The organism is Tropicimonas sp. IMCC6043 (assembly GCF_004146235.1).
GTDB lineage: Bacteria > Pseudomonadota > Alphaproteobacteria > Rhodobacterales > Rhodobacteraceae > Tropicimonas.
Map to the genome: position 1 here is coordinate 123,450 of NZ_SELO01000009.1, position 17,025 is coordinate 140,474.

Sequence of the window (17,025 nt, forward strand, 5' to 3'; positions counted from 1 at the left end):
TCGCCGGTAACGCCCTTTTAAGTCGGTGCCGGATACCCTGCCATCTAGCGATGCGCAGGTGCCGGCGATGAACGACGACATTTCCCCGATTCCATTAGCCATCCCGTCCGCCCATCCGGTGTCGGGAGCGCCCGCCTCGATGCCAGCGGCCGCGCCACCCGCGCCGCGCAAGCAGCTTTCCCGGCAACAAAAGGCCGCCGTGGTCGTCCAGCTTCTGCTCGCCGAGGGCGCGGCGCCGCCGCTCTCCGACCTGCCCGAGACATACCAGGTCGCGATCACCAGAACTCTCAGCGAGATGCGCAGCGTGGACCGCGACACGCTACAGGCGGTGATCTCGGAATTCGTCAGCGAGATGGACTCGATCGGACTTACTTTTCCCGGAGGCATGGAGGATGCGCTCGGCGCCGTCGACGGTCATATCAGTGCTGCGACATCGTCCCGGCTGCGCCGAGAGGCCGGCATCGCCGCGCGGGGCGATCCATGGGACCGGATCTCGGGTCTGGCGCCAGAGCGGCTGATCAAGGTGCTCGAGCAGGAAAGCACCGAGGTCGGTGCGGTCATGCTGTCCAAACTCTCTGTCGCCCAGGCGGCGAAACTCCTTGGAATGCTGTCGGGCATGCGCGCCCGCGAGCTTTCCTACGCGATCTCGCGCACCGGATACGTGTTGCCGGAGACCGTCCAGCGGATCGGCCTGTCGCTCGCCTCCCAACTCGATGCCGAACCGATGAGCGCCTTCGATGTCGACCCGGTGGAACGTGTCGGCGCGATTCTCAACTACAGCCGCGCGGCCACACGCGACGAGGTGCTGGTCGGGCTCGATGAGACTGATGCCGAATTCGCCGCGGAGGTGCGCCGCGCCATCTTCACCTTCGCCAATATCCCCGCTCGGGTCACGGAACGCGATATCCCCAAGATCGTTCGCGGCATCGAGCAGAGCGTATTGGTCAAGGCGCTCGCGTCCTGCGAAGGCGACGGGACCATGGAAGCGGCGCGCGACTATGTGCTCGACAATATCTCCAAGCGGATGGCCGAGTCGCTGCGCGAGGAGATCGCCGAGGCCGGCAAGGTCTCCGCGGTTGAGGGCGAGGAGGCCATGAACGCCGTCGTCAGCGAGATCCGGCGACTTGTCGAGGTTGGCGAGGTGCTGCTTCTCGCCGAGGAGAATTAGGAGCGGACTTCGGTCGGCGCTCCACCCAAGCCGCCACACCTTTCGATAATGGCAGCGGCCGGCATGGTTGCGATGCGGCACGGACCACCATCATGACCGGCGTGCACCGACACCTGGAAATGACGTCGTCCCCGATCCGGCCCCGCTCGGACAGGCTTGTGAACACGCGCAGGCTTGCCTATGTCTGCGGGCCTCGAAGGGGGGGCCCATGGGATCGACGGATCGGCAGAGGGACGCGGCGTCGGGCAGCACTGCCGACTGGCTTCAGTACCGCGCCCTGCGGGCGACGATCTGGGCCGCCTGCCGCCTGCCCTACGCCTGGCGCGTGCCACTCTTCGGTGCCCTGGCGCGTGGCGCGGTACGGGTGGTAAGCGTCTTCCGGCGGCGGATGCTCGACAATCTCGACTATGTCTGGCCCGACCGCCCGGAAAGCGAGCGGCGGGCCATTGCCCGCGCGGCGGCCGACAATATCGGCCGCACGCTGATCGAGCATTTCTCGATGGAAGACCTCGCAGCGCGCATGCAGGGGGTCGAACCCGAAGGTCCGGGCTGGGAGGTGCTCCGTGCGGCGCAGGCAGCCGGCCGGCCGGCGATCCTGATCACTGGCCACTACGGCAATTACGAGCTGGCCTATATCTGCCTGACCGCGCGTGGCATGTCGGCGGGCGGCCTCTACCGTCCCATGCAGAATCCGTTCGTGAACAGGCACTATGTCGACGCGGTCGCCTCGCTCGACCGCGGACCGCTCTTCGAGCAGGGCCGTGCCGGCATGGGCAAGCTGCTGCGCCACCTTCGCGGCGGCGGCACGGCGATCATCCTCAACGACCTCTATGTCGGCGGCGGGATCGAGATGGACTTTCTCGGCAAACCGGCGCGCACCGCGCTCTCCTCCGCGGACTTTGCCCTGAAACTCGACGCCCCGCTGATCCCCTTCTACGGCATCCGCCAGGCCGACGGGCTCAGTTTCCGCTTCGTCCTCGAGGCACCGATCCCGCCCGGCACGCCCGAGGAGATGACCGCCGCTTTCAACCGTTCGCTGGAGGCGCGCATCCTAGAGGATCCGGGCCAGTGGTTCTGGATCCACCGGCGCTGGAAACGCAAATGGATGGGCGGCAAGGGTATGCAGCCCGGGCTTCACCCGGCGGCGTTGCCACGGCAGAAATCACGCTGAGTTCAGGGGAGCCGCAGCGCGCCGACGATCGCGCCCTGTTTGGCCTGCTGGACGATCACCGCGCTCTTCTCCGGGCCCGGGACGGGAAAGCTCATGTCGAGCGGCTCGAGGCCGGACCAGTCGCCGAGAACCCGCCAGTCGGTGACGATATTGATGTATTCCATCGTCTGACCGGCATTCTCGCCGCGCTCGATACGCACGGTCTTCTCCGGCAGGAAGCGCACGAGCTGCACACGGTAATTGCCGGGAACGTCCGGCTTCGGCGCGGTCACCCGGATCGAATCGCCCGACCGCCGCGCCGACAGATCCACCACCGGACCCATCTGCAAATGCCGCATCACCGCGTCAGTGACGGCCATCGGCCGTGTGCCGACGATCTGGTCCACCCCGCCGACGACCATCTGCGGTGTGTAGATCGTGCGCGAGCCGGCGGAATGCGCATAGCGCTTCTGACGCGCCGTATGCTCCGGACGGGCGAAGGAATCCTTCCAGCCGATGTAATCCCAGTAGTCGACATGCAGCGCCAAGGGCAATACGTCGGACCGCTCGGCCAGTTCCTGAAGCAGCGCGTCCGCGGGCGGGCAGGAAGAACAGCCTTGGGAGGTGAAGAGTTCGACCACCACCGGACCGGCCTTCGCGCCAGGATCGGCCTGAGCGGCCGGCGTCTGCCACAGCAGCCCCATGGCTGCCACCAGTCCTGCAATCAGGGTCTTCGCTCTCATCGGTCGCCTCGGTTCTTCGATGATGACCGTCATAGCCGCCGCGGGCAGCGACGGCCAATCAACAAGACGTGGGCAATTCGTAACGTTGTCCTGCGTCAGTCCGGGTCGGGGTGATAGATTCGCCGATAGGGGTCGGGGATGCCGCCGACGCCATATCTGTTGTTCCAGTCCTTCGGAATGCCGCCGCTGGCGGTGGCGTATTCCTCGGCCGGGATGGCGTCCATTACCGGCTGCACCTTCTGGCGGATCTCGGCGCGGCTGCTGGCGCCGAGCTTGCCGGTCACCGAGGCGACCCATTCGGCCACCCGCGCCTCGTCCACATCGAGGCAGACCGCGATCTCGTGATTCGAGCGCCGGTCGAGGACCATCTGCAGCGCCACATGTTCGGCCGGCGACATCGAATGCAGGGCCCCGATCACCCGCGCCGGAAATCCTGCCGCGATCAATCCGAGCGCATCGTAGAGCCCCAGCATCCGGTCGATCTTCTGTTCGATCCGGTCAACCTGCGCCTGCAGTTCCGCGAGCCGGTCCGCATCCGCCTGATTCCCGCTTTCCGCCATCGTCTCCTCCAGCCAAACCCCGCATATCCTACACGAGCGCGCCGGCTGCGCCAGCCTGAGACAGTGAGACAGCTCGCGTAGAGTGTTCATTAGGGGCTCCGGAATTGCCTTTGCGCATATGGTCTTGCGGGAGAGGAGAATGCCCTGCCGCCCGCACTCCCCCGGCCGGCGCCGGCCTCATGTCGCAGGCCGCGCGCAAAGTCTCTTGCTTTCGGTGTGCAATGGTATACATAGCCGGCAAGACCCACCGATGAGCCCTTGATTGCTTGGCCGCGCTCGGGCACATGACTCATCAGCGAACCCCTGGACCTGGAAGGGAGGCCACGAGATGCCGATCAAAGTTGGAACGGACACCGCCAAGACCCGCAAGGATCTTACCGTCGGCGACAAGACAATCTCCTACTACTCCATCCCGGCGGCGCAGGCCGCAGGGCTCGGAGATTTCTCCAACCTTCCCGCCGCGCTCAAGGTGGTGCTGGAGAACCTGCTGCGCTTCGAGGATGCGGGCTTCACCGTCTCGGTCGACGACATCAAGGCCTTCGCCGAATGGGGCGCCAACGGCGGCAAGAACCCGCGCGAGATCGCCTATCGCCCGGCCCGGGTGCTGATGCAGGACTTCACCGGCGTGCCCGCCGTGGTCGACCTCGCGGCGATGCGCGACGGCATCGTCGGGCTCGGCGGCGACGCCCAGCAGATCAACCCACTGAACCCGGTCGATCTCGTCATCGACCACTCGGTGATGATCGACGAATTCGGCAACGCGCGCGCCTTCCAGATGAACGTGGACCGCGAATACGAGCGGAACATGGAGCGCTACACCTTCCTCAAGTGGGGTCAGAAGGCGTTCGACAACTTCCGCGTCGTCCCGCCGGGGACCGGCATCTGCCACCAGGTGAACCTTGAATACCTCGCCCAGACGGTCTGGACCGACACCGACCAGTCGGGCAAGGAAGTCGCCTATCCCGACACGCTCGTCGGCACCGACAGCCACACCACCATGGTCAACGGCGCCGCCGTTCTGGGCTGGGGCGTGGGCGGCATCGAGGCCGAGGCCGCGATGCTCGGCCAGCCGATCTCGATGCTGATCCCCGAGGTCGTGGGCTTCAAGCTCACCGGCGAGATGGTCGAGGGCACCACCGGCACCGACCTCGTGCTGAAGGTCGTCGAGATGCTGCGCAAGAAGGGCGTGGTCGGCAAGTTCGTCGAGTTCTACGGCCCCGGCCTCGACAACCTGCCGCTGGCGCAGCGCGCCACCATCGCCAACATGGCCCCCGAATACGGCGCCACCTGCGGCTTCTTCCCCGTCGATGACGAGACCCTGCGCTACATGCGCCAGACCGGGCGTGACGAGGACCGCATCGCGCTGGTCGAAGCCTATGCCAAGGAGAACGGTATGTGGCGCGGCGCCGACTACGCGCCGATCTACACCGACACGCTCGAGCTTGACATGGGCGAGATCGTTCCGGCGATCTCCGGTCCGAAGCGCCCGCAGGACTACGTTGCCCTGACCGGCGCGGCGGAAGCCTTCAAAAGGGTCGTGGCGGATTACCGCGGCATCGACATCTCCGCCGAGGCCAAGGACATGGCCGGAGAAGGCGGGCTCGCCACCAAGCCGCGCGAGATCATCAAGTCGGTCAAGGTGGAGGGCGAGGAATACGAGCTCAACGACGGCTCCGTGGTGATCGCCTCGATCACCTCCTGCACCAACACCTCGAACCCCTATGTGCTGATCGGCGCCGGTCTCGTCGCCAAGAAGGCGCATGAGCTGGGTCTCACCCGCAAGCCGTGGGTCAAGACCTCGCTGGCGCCGGGCTCCCAGGTGGTCACCGAGTATCTCGACGCCGCCGGGCTCACCGAGCATCTCGACGCAATCGGCTTCAACCTCGTCGGCTATGGCTGCACCACCTGCATCGGCAACTCCGGACCGATCCAGCCGGAGCTCTCCAAGGCCATCGCCCAGGGCGACCTCGTGGCGACCTCGGTGCTCTCGGGCAACCGCAACTTCGAAGGTCGGATCTCCCCGGATGTCCGCGCCAACTACCTCGCCTCGCCGCCGCTGGTAGTGGCCTACGCGATCGCCGGCGACATGAATATCGACATCACCTCGGAGCCTCTGGCCCAGACGCCGGATGGCAAGGACGTCTATCTCAAGGACATCTGGCCGTCGAACCAGGAGATTGCGGAACTGGTCGAAAAGACCGTCACCCGCGAGGCCTTCCAGGCGAAATATGCCGACGTCTTCAAGGGCGACGAGAAGTGGCAGGCGGTCGAGACGACGGAATCGGAGACCTATGACTGGCCGGCCTCCTCGACCTACATCCAGAACCCGCCCTATTTCCAGGGCATGTCCAAGGAGCCGGGCAAGATCACCAATATCGAGGGCGCGCGCGTCCTCGCGGTGCTCGGCGACATGATCACCACCGACCACATCTCGCCCGCAGGTTCCTTCAAGGCGGAGACGCCGGCCGGCAGATACCTCGTCGAGCGCCAGGTTCCCGTGCGCGAGTTCAACTCGTACGGCTCGCGTCGCGGCAACCACGAGGTCATGATGCGCGGCACCTTCGCCAATATCAGGATCAAGAACGAGATGCTGGACGGCGTCGAGGGCGGATACACCAAGGGGCCGGACGGTGCGCAGACCTCCATCTACGACGCCTCGATGGCCTATCAGGACGCCGGCATCCCGCTCGTCGTGTTCGGTGGCGAGCAATATGGCGCGGGCTCCAGCCGAGACTGGGCGGCGAAGGGCACCAGCCTGCTCGGCGTCAAGGCGGTGATCGCCGAAAGCTTCGAGCGCATCCACCGCTCTAACCTCGTCGGCATGGGCGTGATTCCCTTCGAGTTCACCGGCGGCGACACCCGCAAGACGCTGGGGATCACCGGCGACGAGACGATCTCGATTTCCGGACTCGACACGATCCAGCCGCTTCAGGAAGTGCCCTGCACAATCACCTCGCCGGACGGCACGGTGAAGGAGATCACCATCAAATGCCGGATCGATACGGCGGTGGAGATCGAATATATCGAGAATGGCGGCGTGCTGCACTACGTGCTGCGCAACCTCGCCCAGGCGGCCGGCTGATACAGGCCGTTACGACCGATTGCAGAATGCCCCGGCGCGTGTCGCCGGGGCTTTTTTTTGTTCAGTATGTCTGATCAGCGCAGGACTCAGCTCGGACCCTTGTATGCCGACGCGGCCTTCCCAGCGGCCGCAAGGACCGGCTCCATGTCCAGAACTTCCAGCAACTCGAGCTTGGCGATGCTGCCGCTCGCCAGAACCGCGGCCGCGACCCCGACGGCGGTCGCCTGATCCGGAACATCCACGATCACGACGGTATCATAGGCTCCGCGGGTGAACTGAAGGCTGACCAGAGTCCCCCCCACGGCCGCCATGGTCTTTTCCACGGCCGCCACACGGTCGCTTCCGGCAATGATTCCCTTCACCGCTGCGGGGGTGAAGCACGAAAGAAAGATGGCACGCATCGACTGTCTCCCTGTTTATGGAAGGATCGGACACGGAGACGCCGGCGGGATTTCCCGGCCGCGACCGGGGAAAGGTTCGGCGCACCGGACCAGCCGGCGAAAAACGCCAGGTCCCCCGACCCTACCACGAAGAGTGGGGTTTCCCTAGCGTCAACCCTGCTCGGGTCAGCCCGCTCGACGCCTGCGCGTCGAAAGCGCACCGAAACCCGCCAGGCCGATCGTGAGCAGCGGCAGGCTCGCCGGCACGGGGACAGCTACGGCGGCGTCGACGACTTCGGTCAGGCTGCGCAGCGGCTCCATCTCGAAGTTGTCGAAGGCAATCCCGATGTTGCGCGACCGGGTAGCGGTGCCGAGGATCTCGATGCGGTGAATGCCCTCGGAAAGGCCGCCGAATGCAACGGTGGTTACCACCTGGTCGCCGGTCACGTCATCAGAATCGTCCCGGCCGAGCAGTGTGCGGTGGCCAAGCACGGACCCGTCCAGCGCAAAGGCCGTGACGTTGAAGATTTCGGGGCCATCGATGTCGACCATGTCGAAGCGGACATTCTGGGCCAGCCCGCCGAGCGAGATGGTCAGGTCCGTGAACCCGCTCAGGTCGGTGGCGAGGAAATAGTCGCCAAGCGCACCCGTGGGCTTGGGCCTGTCGCCCGGGTAGAACCCGTGAACCGCGCCGCCGACCTTCACCAGGCGGATCTCGTCGCTCGAGGAAAAGGTCACTCCGAAGGCGGAATACTCCGTGCCGTCCAGCACCTTGAGTTCGGCGCCGGTGCCGATGTCCTCGAAATCGATCGACAGCGCTATGGCCGGCCCGACCGCGCCAATCGCAGCCGCTACAGTCAAAACTCGTCCAAACCTCCGAAACGTGGTCACTCCTCACAAAATACCTGCCGGCCCCGCCGGTTGTTTTTCGCGGCTCCTTCCTCCCGCGGAAACTGGGCGAACTCGCGACGATTTTTCGGGTTTTTCGGCATGACCTCAGATGGCGCACCCTGCCCCCTGCACTATCCCGGATGCCGGCGGAGATTGTGTCCAGAGGCAACACCGCACCGCCGGTCGCATCCATCGGGCCCGCACGGCTCGAAGCCATGGACAGGCCCGACCTCGCGCCATAGCCTGCCGGAATGATGATCCCTCTGTTGCTCCTTCTGCTGTCGATCGCGGGCGTCGCTGCAGCGCTCCTCGTGCCGATGCTCGGCGACCTGCTTCTGGTTGCCGTGCCCTCCGCCCTGGCCAGTCTCTACCTCTTGATCAAGGGCTGGGCTGGCAAGCCCGGCGGGAAACACCCGATCGTTCTGGACGGGTCCAACGTCATGCACTGGAAGGACGACACCCCGCGACTCGAGACCCTGCGCGAAGTGACCGACCGGTTGACGGCGCTCGGCTTCACGCCGGGCGTGATCTTCGATGCCAATGCCGGCTACAAGCTCGACGGGAAATTCCAGGGCGAAAAGGACCTGGCGCGACGGCTCGGCCTGCCGCGGGACCGGGTCATGGTCGTGGACAAGGGCAATCCGGCCGACCCGATCATTCTCACCGTCGCCCGCGATCTCGACGCGCGCGTGGTCAGCAACGACCGGTTCCGCGACTGGGTCGAGGATTTCCCGGAGTTGGGCGAACCGGATCGCGTGATCCGCGGCGGCTATCGTGACGGCCGGCTCTGGCTCGACGTGGACGGGCACTGACCTCCGGGCCGCGCAGGACGCTGAGCATCTACGCCGGTCAACCGAGCTGCGCCAGCGCCGGAAAGGTCTCCAGGAGCCACCAGGAGAATTGCGAGAACCCGCCGGTCAACATCATCAACCCGATGGTCCAGAGCAGCAGCCCCATGATCCGCTCGATCTGCTCCATGTGACGTTTCATCCAGGCCATCAGCCCGGTCAGCGACGGGAAGAAGGCGGCGACCAGCAGGAACGGAATGCCAAGGCCCGCCGCATAGACCCCGAGCAGCATCGTGCCGCGGGACAGGCTCGCCTCCGAGGCCGCGAGGCTCAGGATCGCACCGAGCTGCGGGCCGATGCAGGGGGTCCATCCGAAGGCGAAGGCGAGCCCAAGCACATAGGCGCCGAAGGCCGAGCCGCCCCGGTCGCCGGCATCGAGCCGTGCCTCGCGTTCGAGGAAGGGAATGCGGAAGATGCCGAGGAAATGCAATCCGAAGACCATCACCAGAAGGCCGGCCAGCGTGTTGAAGACCTGCTGGTTCTGCAGGAAGAAGGCGCCAAAGGCCGAGGCGGTGAAGCCCAGGAAGAGGAAGACGGTCGAGAGCCCCATCACGAAGAACAGCGCCGTCAGGACCACCCGCCGCCGCCCGCCGCCGCCCGACATGTCCGACATGCTGACCCCGCCCATATAGGCGAGATAGGGCGGCACGATCGGCAGCACGCAGGGGCTGAGAAACGAGATCAGGCCCGCTACGAGCGCAATCGTCATGGCCGGCAACAAGGCCGCGTCGATGATGTCCAGTCCGAACATGGAGCCTCCTGTCCGCACCGATCTATCCTGTCGCGCGCGCGCGGTCCACGCGCTTTCAGGTCACAACAACGTGGACCGCGCGCTGATGCCCGCTGGACGGGCGGCGGGCGCGCGCCTAGACAGGTGTCATGACCGATCCGATCTCGCTCGACGCCCGCGGCCTGCTTTGCCCGCTGCCAGTGCTGAAGGCCCGCAAGGCGCTCGCGCCGCTGGCCCGCGGCGCCGAGCTCTGCGTCCTGTCGGACGACCCGGCCGCGGTCATCGATTTCCCGCATTTCTGCTCCGAGGCCGGCCATGCGCTTCTCGGGCAGGACCAGGCCGGGGACCACGTGGCATTCCGCATTCGCAAGGGCGGCTGATCCGCCCGGGAGGACAAAGATGAAACTCTGCCGCATTCGCACCGAGACCGGGACGATCCCCGCAATGATCGACGCCGACGGCACGCCGCGCAGCCTCGCCTCCATGATGGGCGATCTCACGGCCGGCACGCTGGATTCCGGCGCGCTCGAGAGCTTGGCGCATATCGACCCGTCGAACTACGAGGCGGTGGAAAACGCCGACTACGCCCCGATCCTCGCCGATATCCGCAGGATCTTCTGCATCGGCCTGAACTACCGCGACCATGCCGAGGAATCCGGCATGCCGATCCCGGAACAGCCGATCCTGTTCATGAAAGTCTGCGAGGCCACCGGGGCAAATGACCCCGTGACCATCCCGAAAGGCTCCGAGAAAACCGACTGGGAGGTCGAGCTTGGCGTCGTGATCGGCCGCGAAGCCGCGCATGTCACGGTCGAGGACGCCCTCTCCCATGTCGCCGGCTATTGCGTGGTCAACGACCTTTCCGAACGCAGCTTCCAGCTCGAATGCGGCGGCCAATGGGTCAAGGGCAAGTCCTGCGATGGATTCGGCCCGGCCGGTCCCTGGCTGGTCACGCCTGACGAAGTGCCCGACCCGCAGGCGCTCGACATGTTCCTCGATGTCAACGACGAGCGCTGCCAGACCGGCAACACCGCCACGATGATCTTCTCGGTGGCCGAGATCATCAGCTATCTCAGCCGGTTCATCACGCTGAAGCCCGGCGACCTGATTTCCACCGGAACGCCGCCGGGCGTCGGCATGGGGATGAAGCCGCCACGCTATCTCAAGCCGGGCGACGTGATGCGCCTCGGCATCGCCGGCCTCGGCGAGCAGCGGCAGGTCGCGCGGGCCTGGGGTGCCTGACCCCGGGTCTTCTTCTGCTTTGAAATACCCCCGTCAGAGGCACGCCGCGCCGGCGGCGCTCCCTGTCCTGAAAGGACCGAAAATGAAGACCATCGCCGGTTTCGACCGGATCGGAGAGGAGAACGCCTTTGCCGTCCTGGCGCGCGCGGGCGAACTCGCCGCCGAAGGCCGCGACATCATCAATCTCGGCATCGGCCAGCCCGATTTCCCGACCCCGCCGCATATCGTCGAGGCCGCGATCCGGGCGCTCAGGGACGGCCATCACGGCTATACGCCGGCGACAGGCATCCTCCCCCTGCGCGAGGCGGTGGCCGCCGACCTGCACCGCCGCTTCGGTGCCGAGGTCAACCCCGGCAACGTGATGATCGTGCCCGGCGGCAAGGTGACGATGTTCGCCGCCATCCTGATGTTCGGCGCGCCGGGAACGGAGATCCTCTATCCCGACCCCGGCTTCCCGATCTACCGCTCGATGATCGAGTTCACCGGCGCGACGCCCGTCCCGGTGCCGATCCGCGAGGAGATGGGCTTCGCCTTTTCAGCCGAGGAAACGCTCGCGCTGATCACGCCGGCCACACGCCTCATCATCCTCAACTCTCCCGCCAATCCCTGCGGCGGGGTCACGCCGCGCGCAGAGGTCGACCGTCTCGTGGCGGGCCTCGCCGAACACCCCGAGATCGCCATTCTGTCGGACGAGATCTACGACCAGATGCTCTATGACGGCGAGGAACACGTCACCCTGCTCGATTACCCTGAGATCCGAGACCGCCTGATCCTGCTCAACGGCTGGTCCAAGACATATGCGATGACCGGCTGGCGGCTCGGCTACTCGGTCTGGCCCGACGCGCTCTACGACAAGATCCGAAAACTTGCCGTCAACGCCTGGTCCTGCGTCAACGCGCCGTCGCAATACGCCGCGCTCGCCGCACTGACCGGCCCGCAGGATGCCGTCGGCGCCATGGTCGCCGAGTTCGACAACCGCCGCCGCCTCGTCGTCGATGGCCTGAACGCCCTCCCCGGCGTGAGCTGCATCACCCCGAAGGGCGCCTTCTACGCCTTCCCGAATGTCCGCCAAACCGGCTGGAAAGCCAAGAAACTCGCCTCGGCTCTTCTGGAAGAGGCAGGCGTCGCCACGATCGGTGGCCCAGATTTCGGCATCCTCGGCGAAGGATATATCCGTCTCAGCTACGCCAACTCGGCGGAGAACATCGCCCGCGCACTGGAGCGGATGGAGGCCTACCTGACGCGCACCGGCTAAGACAAGGCACGGCGATCACCCGTCGCCTATTCCTACGACTTGCTTGGCAAATGCGGGAAATCTCCTGCCGCGATATAGACCTCCTCTTCGGGGCTCGACACACGGCCATAGATCGGATTCCTGTGCGGATGCCGGCCGAAACGCTCGATGATGCCGCGAACCCGCGCATTCCGGGCACGCAGCGAGTCGGCCGCATATTCGAGGGCGGGTGGCAGTTCCGCGATGATTTCTTCCGTGATCTCGTCGATCAGGTCAAAGCGCGCAAGGTGATCGGGTCCCTCGCAATGGGCAAGCGAGATCAGGTAGAACAGTTTTTCCCAGGCCTTGATTGCCTTGAAATGGCCATTCCGGATTCCCTCCATTGCAAGGCGGGTGGCCTTGCAATCCTGCGCAAAGGCTCCGGGAGTGTCCCGCCAGAGGGACCGTGGAAACTGGTCCAGGGCAAGGATCAGGGCGAGCCGCCCGCGCGGCGTCTCGGCCCAATCATCCAGAAGGCCCTGAGCGGCGGCGGTGGTCAGTCCGACGAAATGAGTGCAGATATGATCGTCCACCCCACCCTGCATCCGGTGTTCGATCCAGGCTTCGAAGGCGTCCCGGCTCTCGCAGAAGCCGTCGTCGGGAAACCAATAGTCGAGCACGTCGTCCGGACTGTAGTCGCGCACTGCAGCGTCCATGGAGAACTCCGTGTTGTTGCAGGACGCAGCCTAGCGCGGCTTCCCACAGATCCAAAGCCTTACGACAGACCCCCGCGAACGGCTCCGCGTCCCGATCCGCTGCCCGGGTCACCTGCCGGAGACTCAGAAAGATGCCAGCGCTGCCGTGGCGATAGTTGCGAAGACCAGCGCCGGGCCCGTTCCAACCTTCCGCTCACCGCGCCAGCACCAACTCAGCCTTAAGTCCGCCGAGTGCCTCGCTCGCACCCAGCCGGAGCGTCCCGCCATGCCGGCGAGAGATGTCGTAGGCGATCGCGAGGCCGAGCCCGACCCCTGACCCGCTGTCCTGATTGCGCGCCGGATCGAGCCGGGCGAAGGGCTTCATCGCTTCCGCCCGCAGGTCCTCCGGGATTCCCGGGCCGTCATCCTCCACCGTGAAGATCACCTGCCGCTCCCGCATCTCCACGGACACGCGCGCCTGCTTGCCATACCGCAGGGCATTGTCCAGCAGGTTGCCGAGCGCCCGTTCCACGGCGGTGCGGCGCAGGATGACGGTCTCCTCCTCCGGCGTCGGCCGCAGTTCGACGTTGCCGCCGATCCGTGTCGCCTTATCGACGACGGTGCGTGCAAGATCGGAGGGCCGCACCGGCACGGGGTCGTCGAAATGGTCGGAGCGGGCGAAGTCGAGAAAGGCATCGATCAGCCCCTCCATGTCCACGACATCCTGCCGCAATTCCTCGACCCCCTCCTCCTCGGGCATCATCTCGAGCGTCAGCTTCATCCGCGTCAGCGGCGAACGAAGGTCGTGACTGACCCCGGAGAGCATCATCGTGCGTTGCTCCATATACCGCAGGATCCGGCTGCGCATGTCGAGAAAGGCCCGCCCCGCAGCACGGACCTCGAGTGCGCCCGACGGCTTGTAATGCACCACCCGCCCCTTGCCGAACTCTTCCGCCGCATCGGCCATCCGCGTGATCGGGCGGAGCTGGTTGCGCAGGTAGAGGAAGGCGATTCCGGTGATCAGCACGCCGATCGTTGCGAGCACCACGAGGAACTGGTGCGGGTTGGAGGCCGAGGCACGCCGTCGGCTGAACTCGACATTGACCGGGCCATGCGTGGTTTCGAGCTGCAACCGGACGATCCGACTCGAAGAGGCGAGGTCGACGGCGCTCACATCACCGATCCGGTCTTCGAGCGTGTCGACAACGGCCAGCCCCGACACGTCGTAGAAGGTCCGCTCGACACCGCTGCGCCGCTCTGTCGCCGGCCAGATCTGCATGGCCAGGGTATCGGCCAGCGGCGCGACTTCGGCGAGGCCGGTATCGAGATCCGGCGCCGCCTCGATCCGGTCCTGGATCGCCCGCAGCTCCAGCACCACGCCGTAGGTCAGCTGCCGCGTCACGTCCTCGAAATAGCGCTGCACGAAGACCACGGACACCACGATCGTCAGAACCACGACCGGCACCACGAGGATCAGCGCGGCGCGCCCGTACAGGCCACGCGGCATGGAGCGTTTGAGCCAGTCGAGATTCATGGCACAAGGCTATCGTCGCGACGCATCGAGAGGAACGGCAAAATGGCCCCGCGCCCCGACCAACCCGAGCCCGGGCTGCGCCGCCTGACGGCGCCCAACCCCTCGCCGATGACCTTTCGCGGCACCAACACCTATATCCTGGGCAGCGGCGACGTCGCGGTGATCGACCCGGGACCGGACGACCCGGCTCATCTCGCGGCGATCCTCGCCGCTCTGGATCCCGGCGAGCGCGTCAGCCACATCTTCGTCACCCATTCGCATCTGGACCATTCGCCACTGGCCCGCCGCCTCCGCGAACGGACCGGCGCACCGGTGCTGGCCTTCGGCACGCACGAGGACGGACGCCGGCCGGTGATGCAGCGGCTGGCAGCGGAGGGAACCATCGGCGGCGGCGAGGGGATCGACCATGCCTTCGCCCCCGACCGCCGCCTCGCCGACCGGGAGAGCGTGGCGGGCGACGGCTGGCAGATCGAGGCGCTCTGGACGCCCGGCCACATCGCGAACCACATGTGCTTTGCCTGGAACGGCGCGCTCTTCACCGGCGACCACGTCATGGGATGGGCCTCCTCGCTGATCTCGCCGCCCGACGGCGACCTCACCGCCTTCCTCGACTCCTGCGCCCGGCTCGCCACCCGCGAGGACCGTGTCTTCTATCCCGGCCATGGCGACCCGGTCCCCGACCCCACGTCCCGGCTCGCGTGGCTCATCGACCACAGGCGCGAGCGCGAGCGGCAGATCCTCGACGAACTCGCGCGCGGCCCGGCCACGATCGGTACCCTCGCCGCGCGGATCTATACCGACACACCGTCCCGGCTCCGGTCGGCCGCCGAGCGCAACATCCTCGCCCATATCATTGACCTGGAAGAGAAAAACGTTGTTTCTAGCGCGGCGGACCAAACCGGTCTCGTGTGCCTTGCCTAGACGGGAGCGCGCGGACCGAGGATTGTGACAAAATCACAAAATGCCTCTGGACGCCTTCTGGGTGCATTGCTATATCCGCCCTCGTGTTCCGGCGTAGCTCAGCGGTAGAGCAGTTGACTGTTAATCAATTGGTCGTAGGTTCGATCCCTACCGCCGGAGCCAAAAATACCAACAATATCAGAATATTGAATAATCGTGCCCATTTGCGCTTCAGTAGCGCCGCGTTCGGTCCAAACAACCGTCCAAACAGAACGCTGTTTCCAAGCCAGATTTGGCCCCTCATCCAACTGGAGCCTTCTGCCCGATGGATCCCTTTCAGCAACTCGACCAGTACCTCTCCTCCGATGACGCGCCCGAGACTTCGATGGCAATTTCAGATCTCGACGGCTTCCTGACCGGCGTGGCCTGTCTTCCGGAAGAGATCCCGGAGGAGGTTTGGATGGTCACCGCTCTTGGAGATCCTGATGCCGTGCCGGACGACATCAAGAAACTAGTTACTGATCGGTTCGACGAAATCCACTCGATCTTGGAGCAACAATCTCAGCCTATCGAACCAGTATTCTGGCAGATGAAGGAAGGCCATGTAATCGCCATGGACTGGTGCGAAGGTTTCATGGACGCCGTAAAGCTGGCACCTGCAACTTGGAAGTCCAAGGTCGAGACATCTGAGGGTGCGAAGCTCATGCTGCCAATCCTAGCCCACATGTTCGACGATCGCGGCAACTCGCTCTTTGGACTGCATCAAGAAGAGATCGACGACACGCTAGCTGCCGCAGCGGATGCAATCCCGAAGGTTGTTCCGGCGATCTATGCGCTGTTGAGGGAGTAGCTGGACCGCTCAATGTCGGCGGCGATAAGGCTCCAAAGTCATTCGCTGCTCCTTGGTGGCCACAACGTCGTTCGATTTGCTGCAAATCAGCAACATGTGGCTAGCGCGCTCGTTTTGTCACATGCACGTCTACGGAAAACAATACACATCGTCTGGTGTCGCCAGCACCCGGCTCATCCCCAATTTGCCGTCAGGGGCCGGACCGTCCCATTGTGAGCAGTCACGCGTGATCCGGCCGTCCGTGCTGGCGACACACTCCAAGAGCCGAAACCGCACAGCCGTATACGTGCGCCGCCGGGGGGCGAGATCCCTCTTCGTATTTTGGGCGCGGCGCGCCGTGCAGCGCAGGATTAGGTGTGCGCGTTGAAATCGTCCAGTACATTGAAGTGCTGCCGTAGTATTTGCAGTCGCAAGCCCCTCGCCGATCAGAGCGTTCTCCAGCACCGTGCGGCCCGTGGCACCGCTCAGCGCGAAATAGCCGTGACGCGTGCCGCCTGAGACCTGCCGAGGCGAGCTACCCAGTGATGATCCAATGCGCGCCACGCCCACCGTCACGCACCCGACATTTCCATGCTCGGCAAAACAGTCACGGGCGATCTTGCGCATGTCCTTAGTCACATTCTTTCCGGTGATATCAATCTTCATGGCGAGTTCCTCCCCCGTCGACCGTCCCTGCAAGTATTTCCCGTGCGGTCATTCGTAACCGAAGGGTTGGCGAGCGCTGCTGCGGCGGTTAACCCTCGATGCCGCCGCAAGAGTTGGGCCTTCGGAAGGATGTGAAGAACTTCCAAAGAACTCATCTTGCCCAGCATGTTCTTCTTCAACGCGATCCCGGTGCCGAAATCCCGCGCCTCCCCCATCCTGGTCAGCATGTAGAGGACGGGGTAGAACCGCGTCCCTGGGCTCCAGCCCCGGAAATGGCCTGGTTCGATCCGAAGGCCACCATGCCAGAGGCGGAGTTAAGTGATCCATGCCCTCGCTGCGGAAAACCCCGTTCTCGAGGCGCCGATCACGGCTCCAAACGCTTGTTCTAGACCTA

Annotated in this window: 17 protein-coding genes and 1 tRNA gene; 10 read left to right on the forward strand and 8 right to left on the reverse strand. The window is 65.1% G+C overall.

Annotated features, from left to right (window positions below; genetic code table 11):
- Nucleotides 1-67 precede the first annotated feature (67 nt).
- Nucleotides 68-1,168 (forward strand): flagellar motor switch protein FliG, encoded by a 1,101-nt coding sequence (locus tag EU800_RS11355; protein WP_242500518.1) that lies wholly within the window; start codon nt 68-70, stop codon nt 1,166-1,168.
- A gap of 208 nt (nt 1,169-1,376) precedes the next feature.
- Nucleotides 1,377-2,339: a lysophospholipid acyltransferase family protein gene (locus EU800_RS11360; RefSeq protein WP_129632072.1), complete on the forward strand. Its 963-nt coding sequence runs from the start codon at nt 1,377-1,379 to the stop codon at nt 2,337-2,339.
- Nucleotides 2,340-2,341: 2 nt separating this feature from the next.
- On the opposite strand, the gene EU800_RS11365 is transcribed toward EU800_RS11360, so the two are convergent.
- Both EU800_RS11365 and EU800_RS11370 read right to left on the reverse strand, forming a co-directional pair.
- Complete coding sequence (locus EU800_RS11365) at nt 2,342-3,061, reverse strand: thioredoxin family protein (RefSeq protein WP_129632075.1); 720 nt, start codon at nt 3,059-3,061, stop codon at nt 2,342-2,344.
- Nucleotides 3,062-3,156: 95 nt separating this feature from the next.
- Entirely contained in the window at nt 3,157-3,621 is a 465-nt protein-coding gene (locus tag EU800_RS11370) for a hypothetical protein (protein WP_129632078.1), read from the reverse strand.
- Between the two features lie 328 nt (nt 3,622-3,949).
- Here EU800_RS11370 and acnA point away from each other — a divergent pair, with 328 nt between their 5' ends.
- Nucleotides 3,950-6,703, forward strand: coding sequence for an aconitate hydratase AcnA (gene acnA / locus EU800_RS11375; RefSeq protein WP_129632081.1), 2,754 nt, complete (start codon nt 3,950-3,952; stop codon nt 6,701-6,703).
- A gap of 86 nt (nt 6,704-6,789) precedes the next feature.
- Here the strand turns inward: acnA and EU800_RS11380 are convergent, their stop codons facing one another.
- Together EU800_RS11380 and EU800_RS11385 are read right to left on the reverse strand one after the other, a co-directional pair.
- Nucleotides 6,790-7,104, reverse strand: a complete 315-nt coding sequence (locus EU800_RS11380; RefSeq protein WP_129632084.1) for a GYD domain-containing protein — start codon at nt 7,102-7,104, stop codon at nt 6,790-6,792.
- 165 nt (nt 7,105-7,269) lie between these two features.
- On the reverse strand, nt 7,270-7,944 hold the full coding sequence (locus tag EU800_RS11385; protein ID WP_129632087.1) for a PEP-CTERM sorting domain-containing protein: 675 nt from the start codon (nt 7,942-7,944) through the stop codon (nt 7,270-7,272).
- A 296-nt stretch (nt 7,945-8,240) separates the two neighbouring features.
- Between EU800_RS11385 and EU800_RS11390 the strand changes: the two genes are divergently transcribed.
- Nucleotides 8,241-8,786, forward strand: a complete 546-nt coding sequence (locus tag EU800_RS11390) for a hypothetical protein (RefSeq protein ID WP_242500519.1) — start codon at nt 8,241-8,243, stop codon at nt 8,784-8,786.
- 37 nt (nt 8,787-8,823) lie between these two features.
- Here EU800_RS11390 and EU800_RS11395 read toward each other — a convergent pair whose 3' ends face one another.
- Nucleotides 8,824-9,573 (reverse strand): cytochrome c biogenesis CcdA family protein, encoded by a 750-nt coding sequence (locus tag EU800_RS11395; protein ID WP_129632093.1) that lies wholly within the window; start codon nt 9,571-9,573, stop codon nt 8,824-8,826.
- A gap of 128 nt (nt 9,574-9,701) precedes the next feature.
- Here EU800_RS11395 and EU800_RS11400 point away from each other — a divergent pair, with 128 nt between their 5' ends.
- From EU800_RS11400 to EU800_RS11410, 3 genes are all read left to right on the forward strand, one after another.
- Nucleotides 9,702-9,932, forward strand: a complete 231-nt coding sequence (locus EU800_RS11400; RefSeq protein WP_129632096.1) for a sulfurtransferase TusA family protein — start codon at nt 9,702-9,704, stop codon at nt 9,930-9,932.
- A gap of 19 nt (nt 9,933-9,951) precedes the next feature.
- Nucleotides 9,952-10,794, forward strand: coding sequence for a fumarylacetoacetate hydrolase family protein (locus EU800_RS11405; RefSeq protein WP_129632099.1), 843 nt, complete (start codon nt 9,952-9,954; stop codon nt 10,792-10,794).
- An 82-nt stretch (nt 10,795-10,876) separates the two neighbouring features.
- Nucleotides 10,877-12,049: a pyridoxal phosphate-dependent aminotransferase gene (locus EU800_RS11410; protein WP_129632102.1), complete on the forward strand. Its 1,173-nt coding sequence runs from the start codon at nt 10,877-10,879 to the stop codon at nt 12,047-12,049.
- 32 nt (nt 12,050-12,081) lie between these two features.
- On the opposite strand, the gene EU800_RS11415 is transcribed toward EU800_RS11410, so the two are convergent.
- Nucleotides 12,082-12,723 carry a DUF924 family protein gene (locus tag EU800_RS11415; RefSeq protein ID WP_129632105.1) on the reverse strand — a complete coding sequence of 214 codons (642 nt, stop codon included), beginning with the start codon at nt 12,721-12,723 and terminating at the stop codon, nt 12,082-12,084.
- A gap of 193 nt (nt 12,724-12,916) precedes the next feature.
- Nucleotides 12,917-14,236: an ATP-binding protein gene (locus EU800_RS11420; protein WP_129632108.1), complete on the reverse strand. Its 1,320-nt coding sequence runs from the start codon at nt 14,234-14,236 to the stop codon at nt 12,917-12,919.
- 42 nt (nt 14,237-14,278) lie between these two features.
- On the opposite strand from EU800_RS11420, the gene EU800_RS11425 reads away from it, so the two are divergent.
- The 3 genes from EU800_RS11425 (at nt 14,279) to EU800_RS11435 (ending at nt 15,986) form a co-directional block, all read left to right on the forward strand.
- A complete protein-coding gene (locus EU800_RS11425) occupies nt 14,279-15,157 on the forward strand; it encodes an MBL fold metallo-hydrolase (RefSeq protein WP_129632111.1) in 879 nt (292 codons plus the stop codon).
- A gap of 87 nt (nt 15,158-15,244) precedes the next feature.
- A tRNA-Asn gene (locus tag EU800_RS11430) sits at nt 15,245-15,319 on the forward strand.
- A 142-nt stretch (nt 15,320-15,461) separates the two neighbouring features.
- Nucleotides 15,462-15,986 carry a UPF0149 family protein gene (locus EU800_RS11435; RefSeq protein ID WP_129632115.1) on the forward strand — a complete coding sequence of 175 codons (525 nt, stop codon included), beginning with the start codon at nt 15,462-15,464 and terminating at the stop codon, nt 15,984-15,986.
- Between the two features lie 129 nt (nt 15,987-16,115).
- Here the strand turns inward: EU800_RS11435 and EU800_RS11440 are convergent, their stop codons facing one another.
- Nucleotides 16,116-16,631 carry a hypothetical protein gene (locus EU800_RS11440; RefSeq protein WP_129632118.1) on the reverse strand — a complete coding sequence of 172 codons (516 nt, stop codon included), beginning with the start codon at nt 16,629-16,631 and terminating at the stop codon, nt 16,116-16,118.
- Nucleotides 16,632-17,025 lie beyond the last annotated feature (394 nt).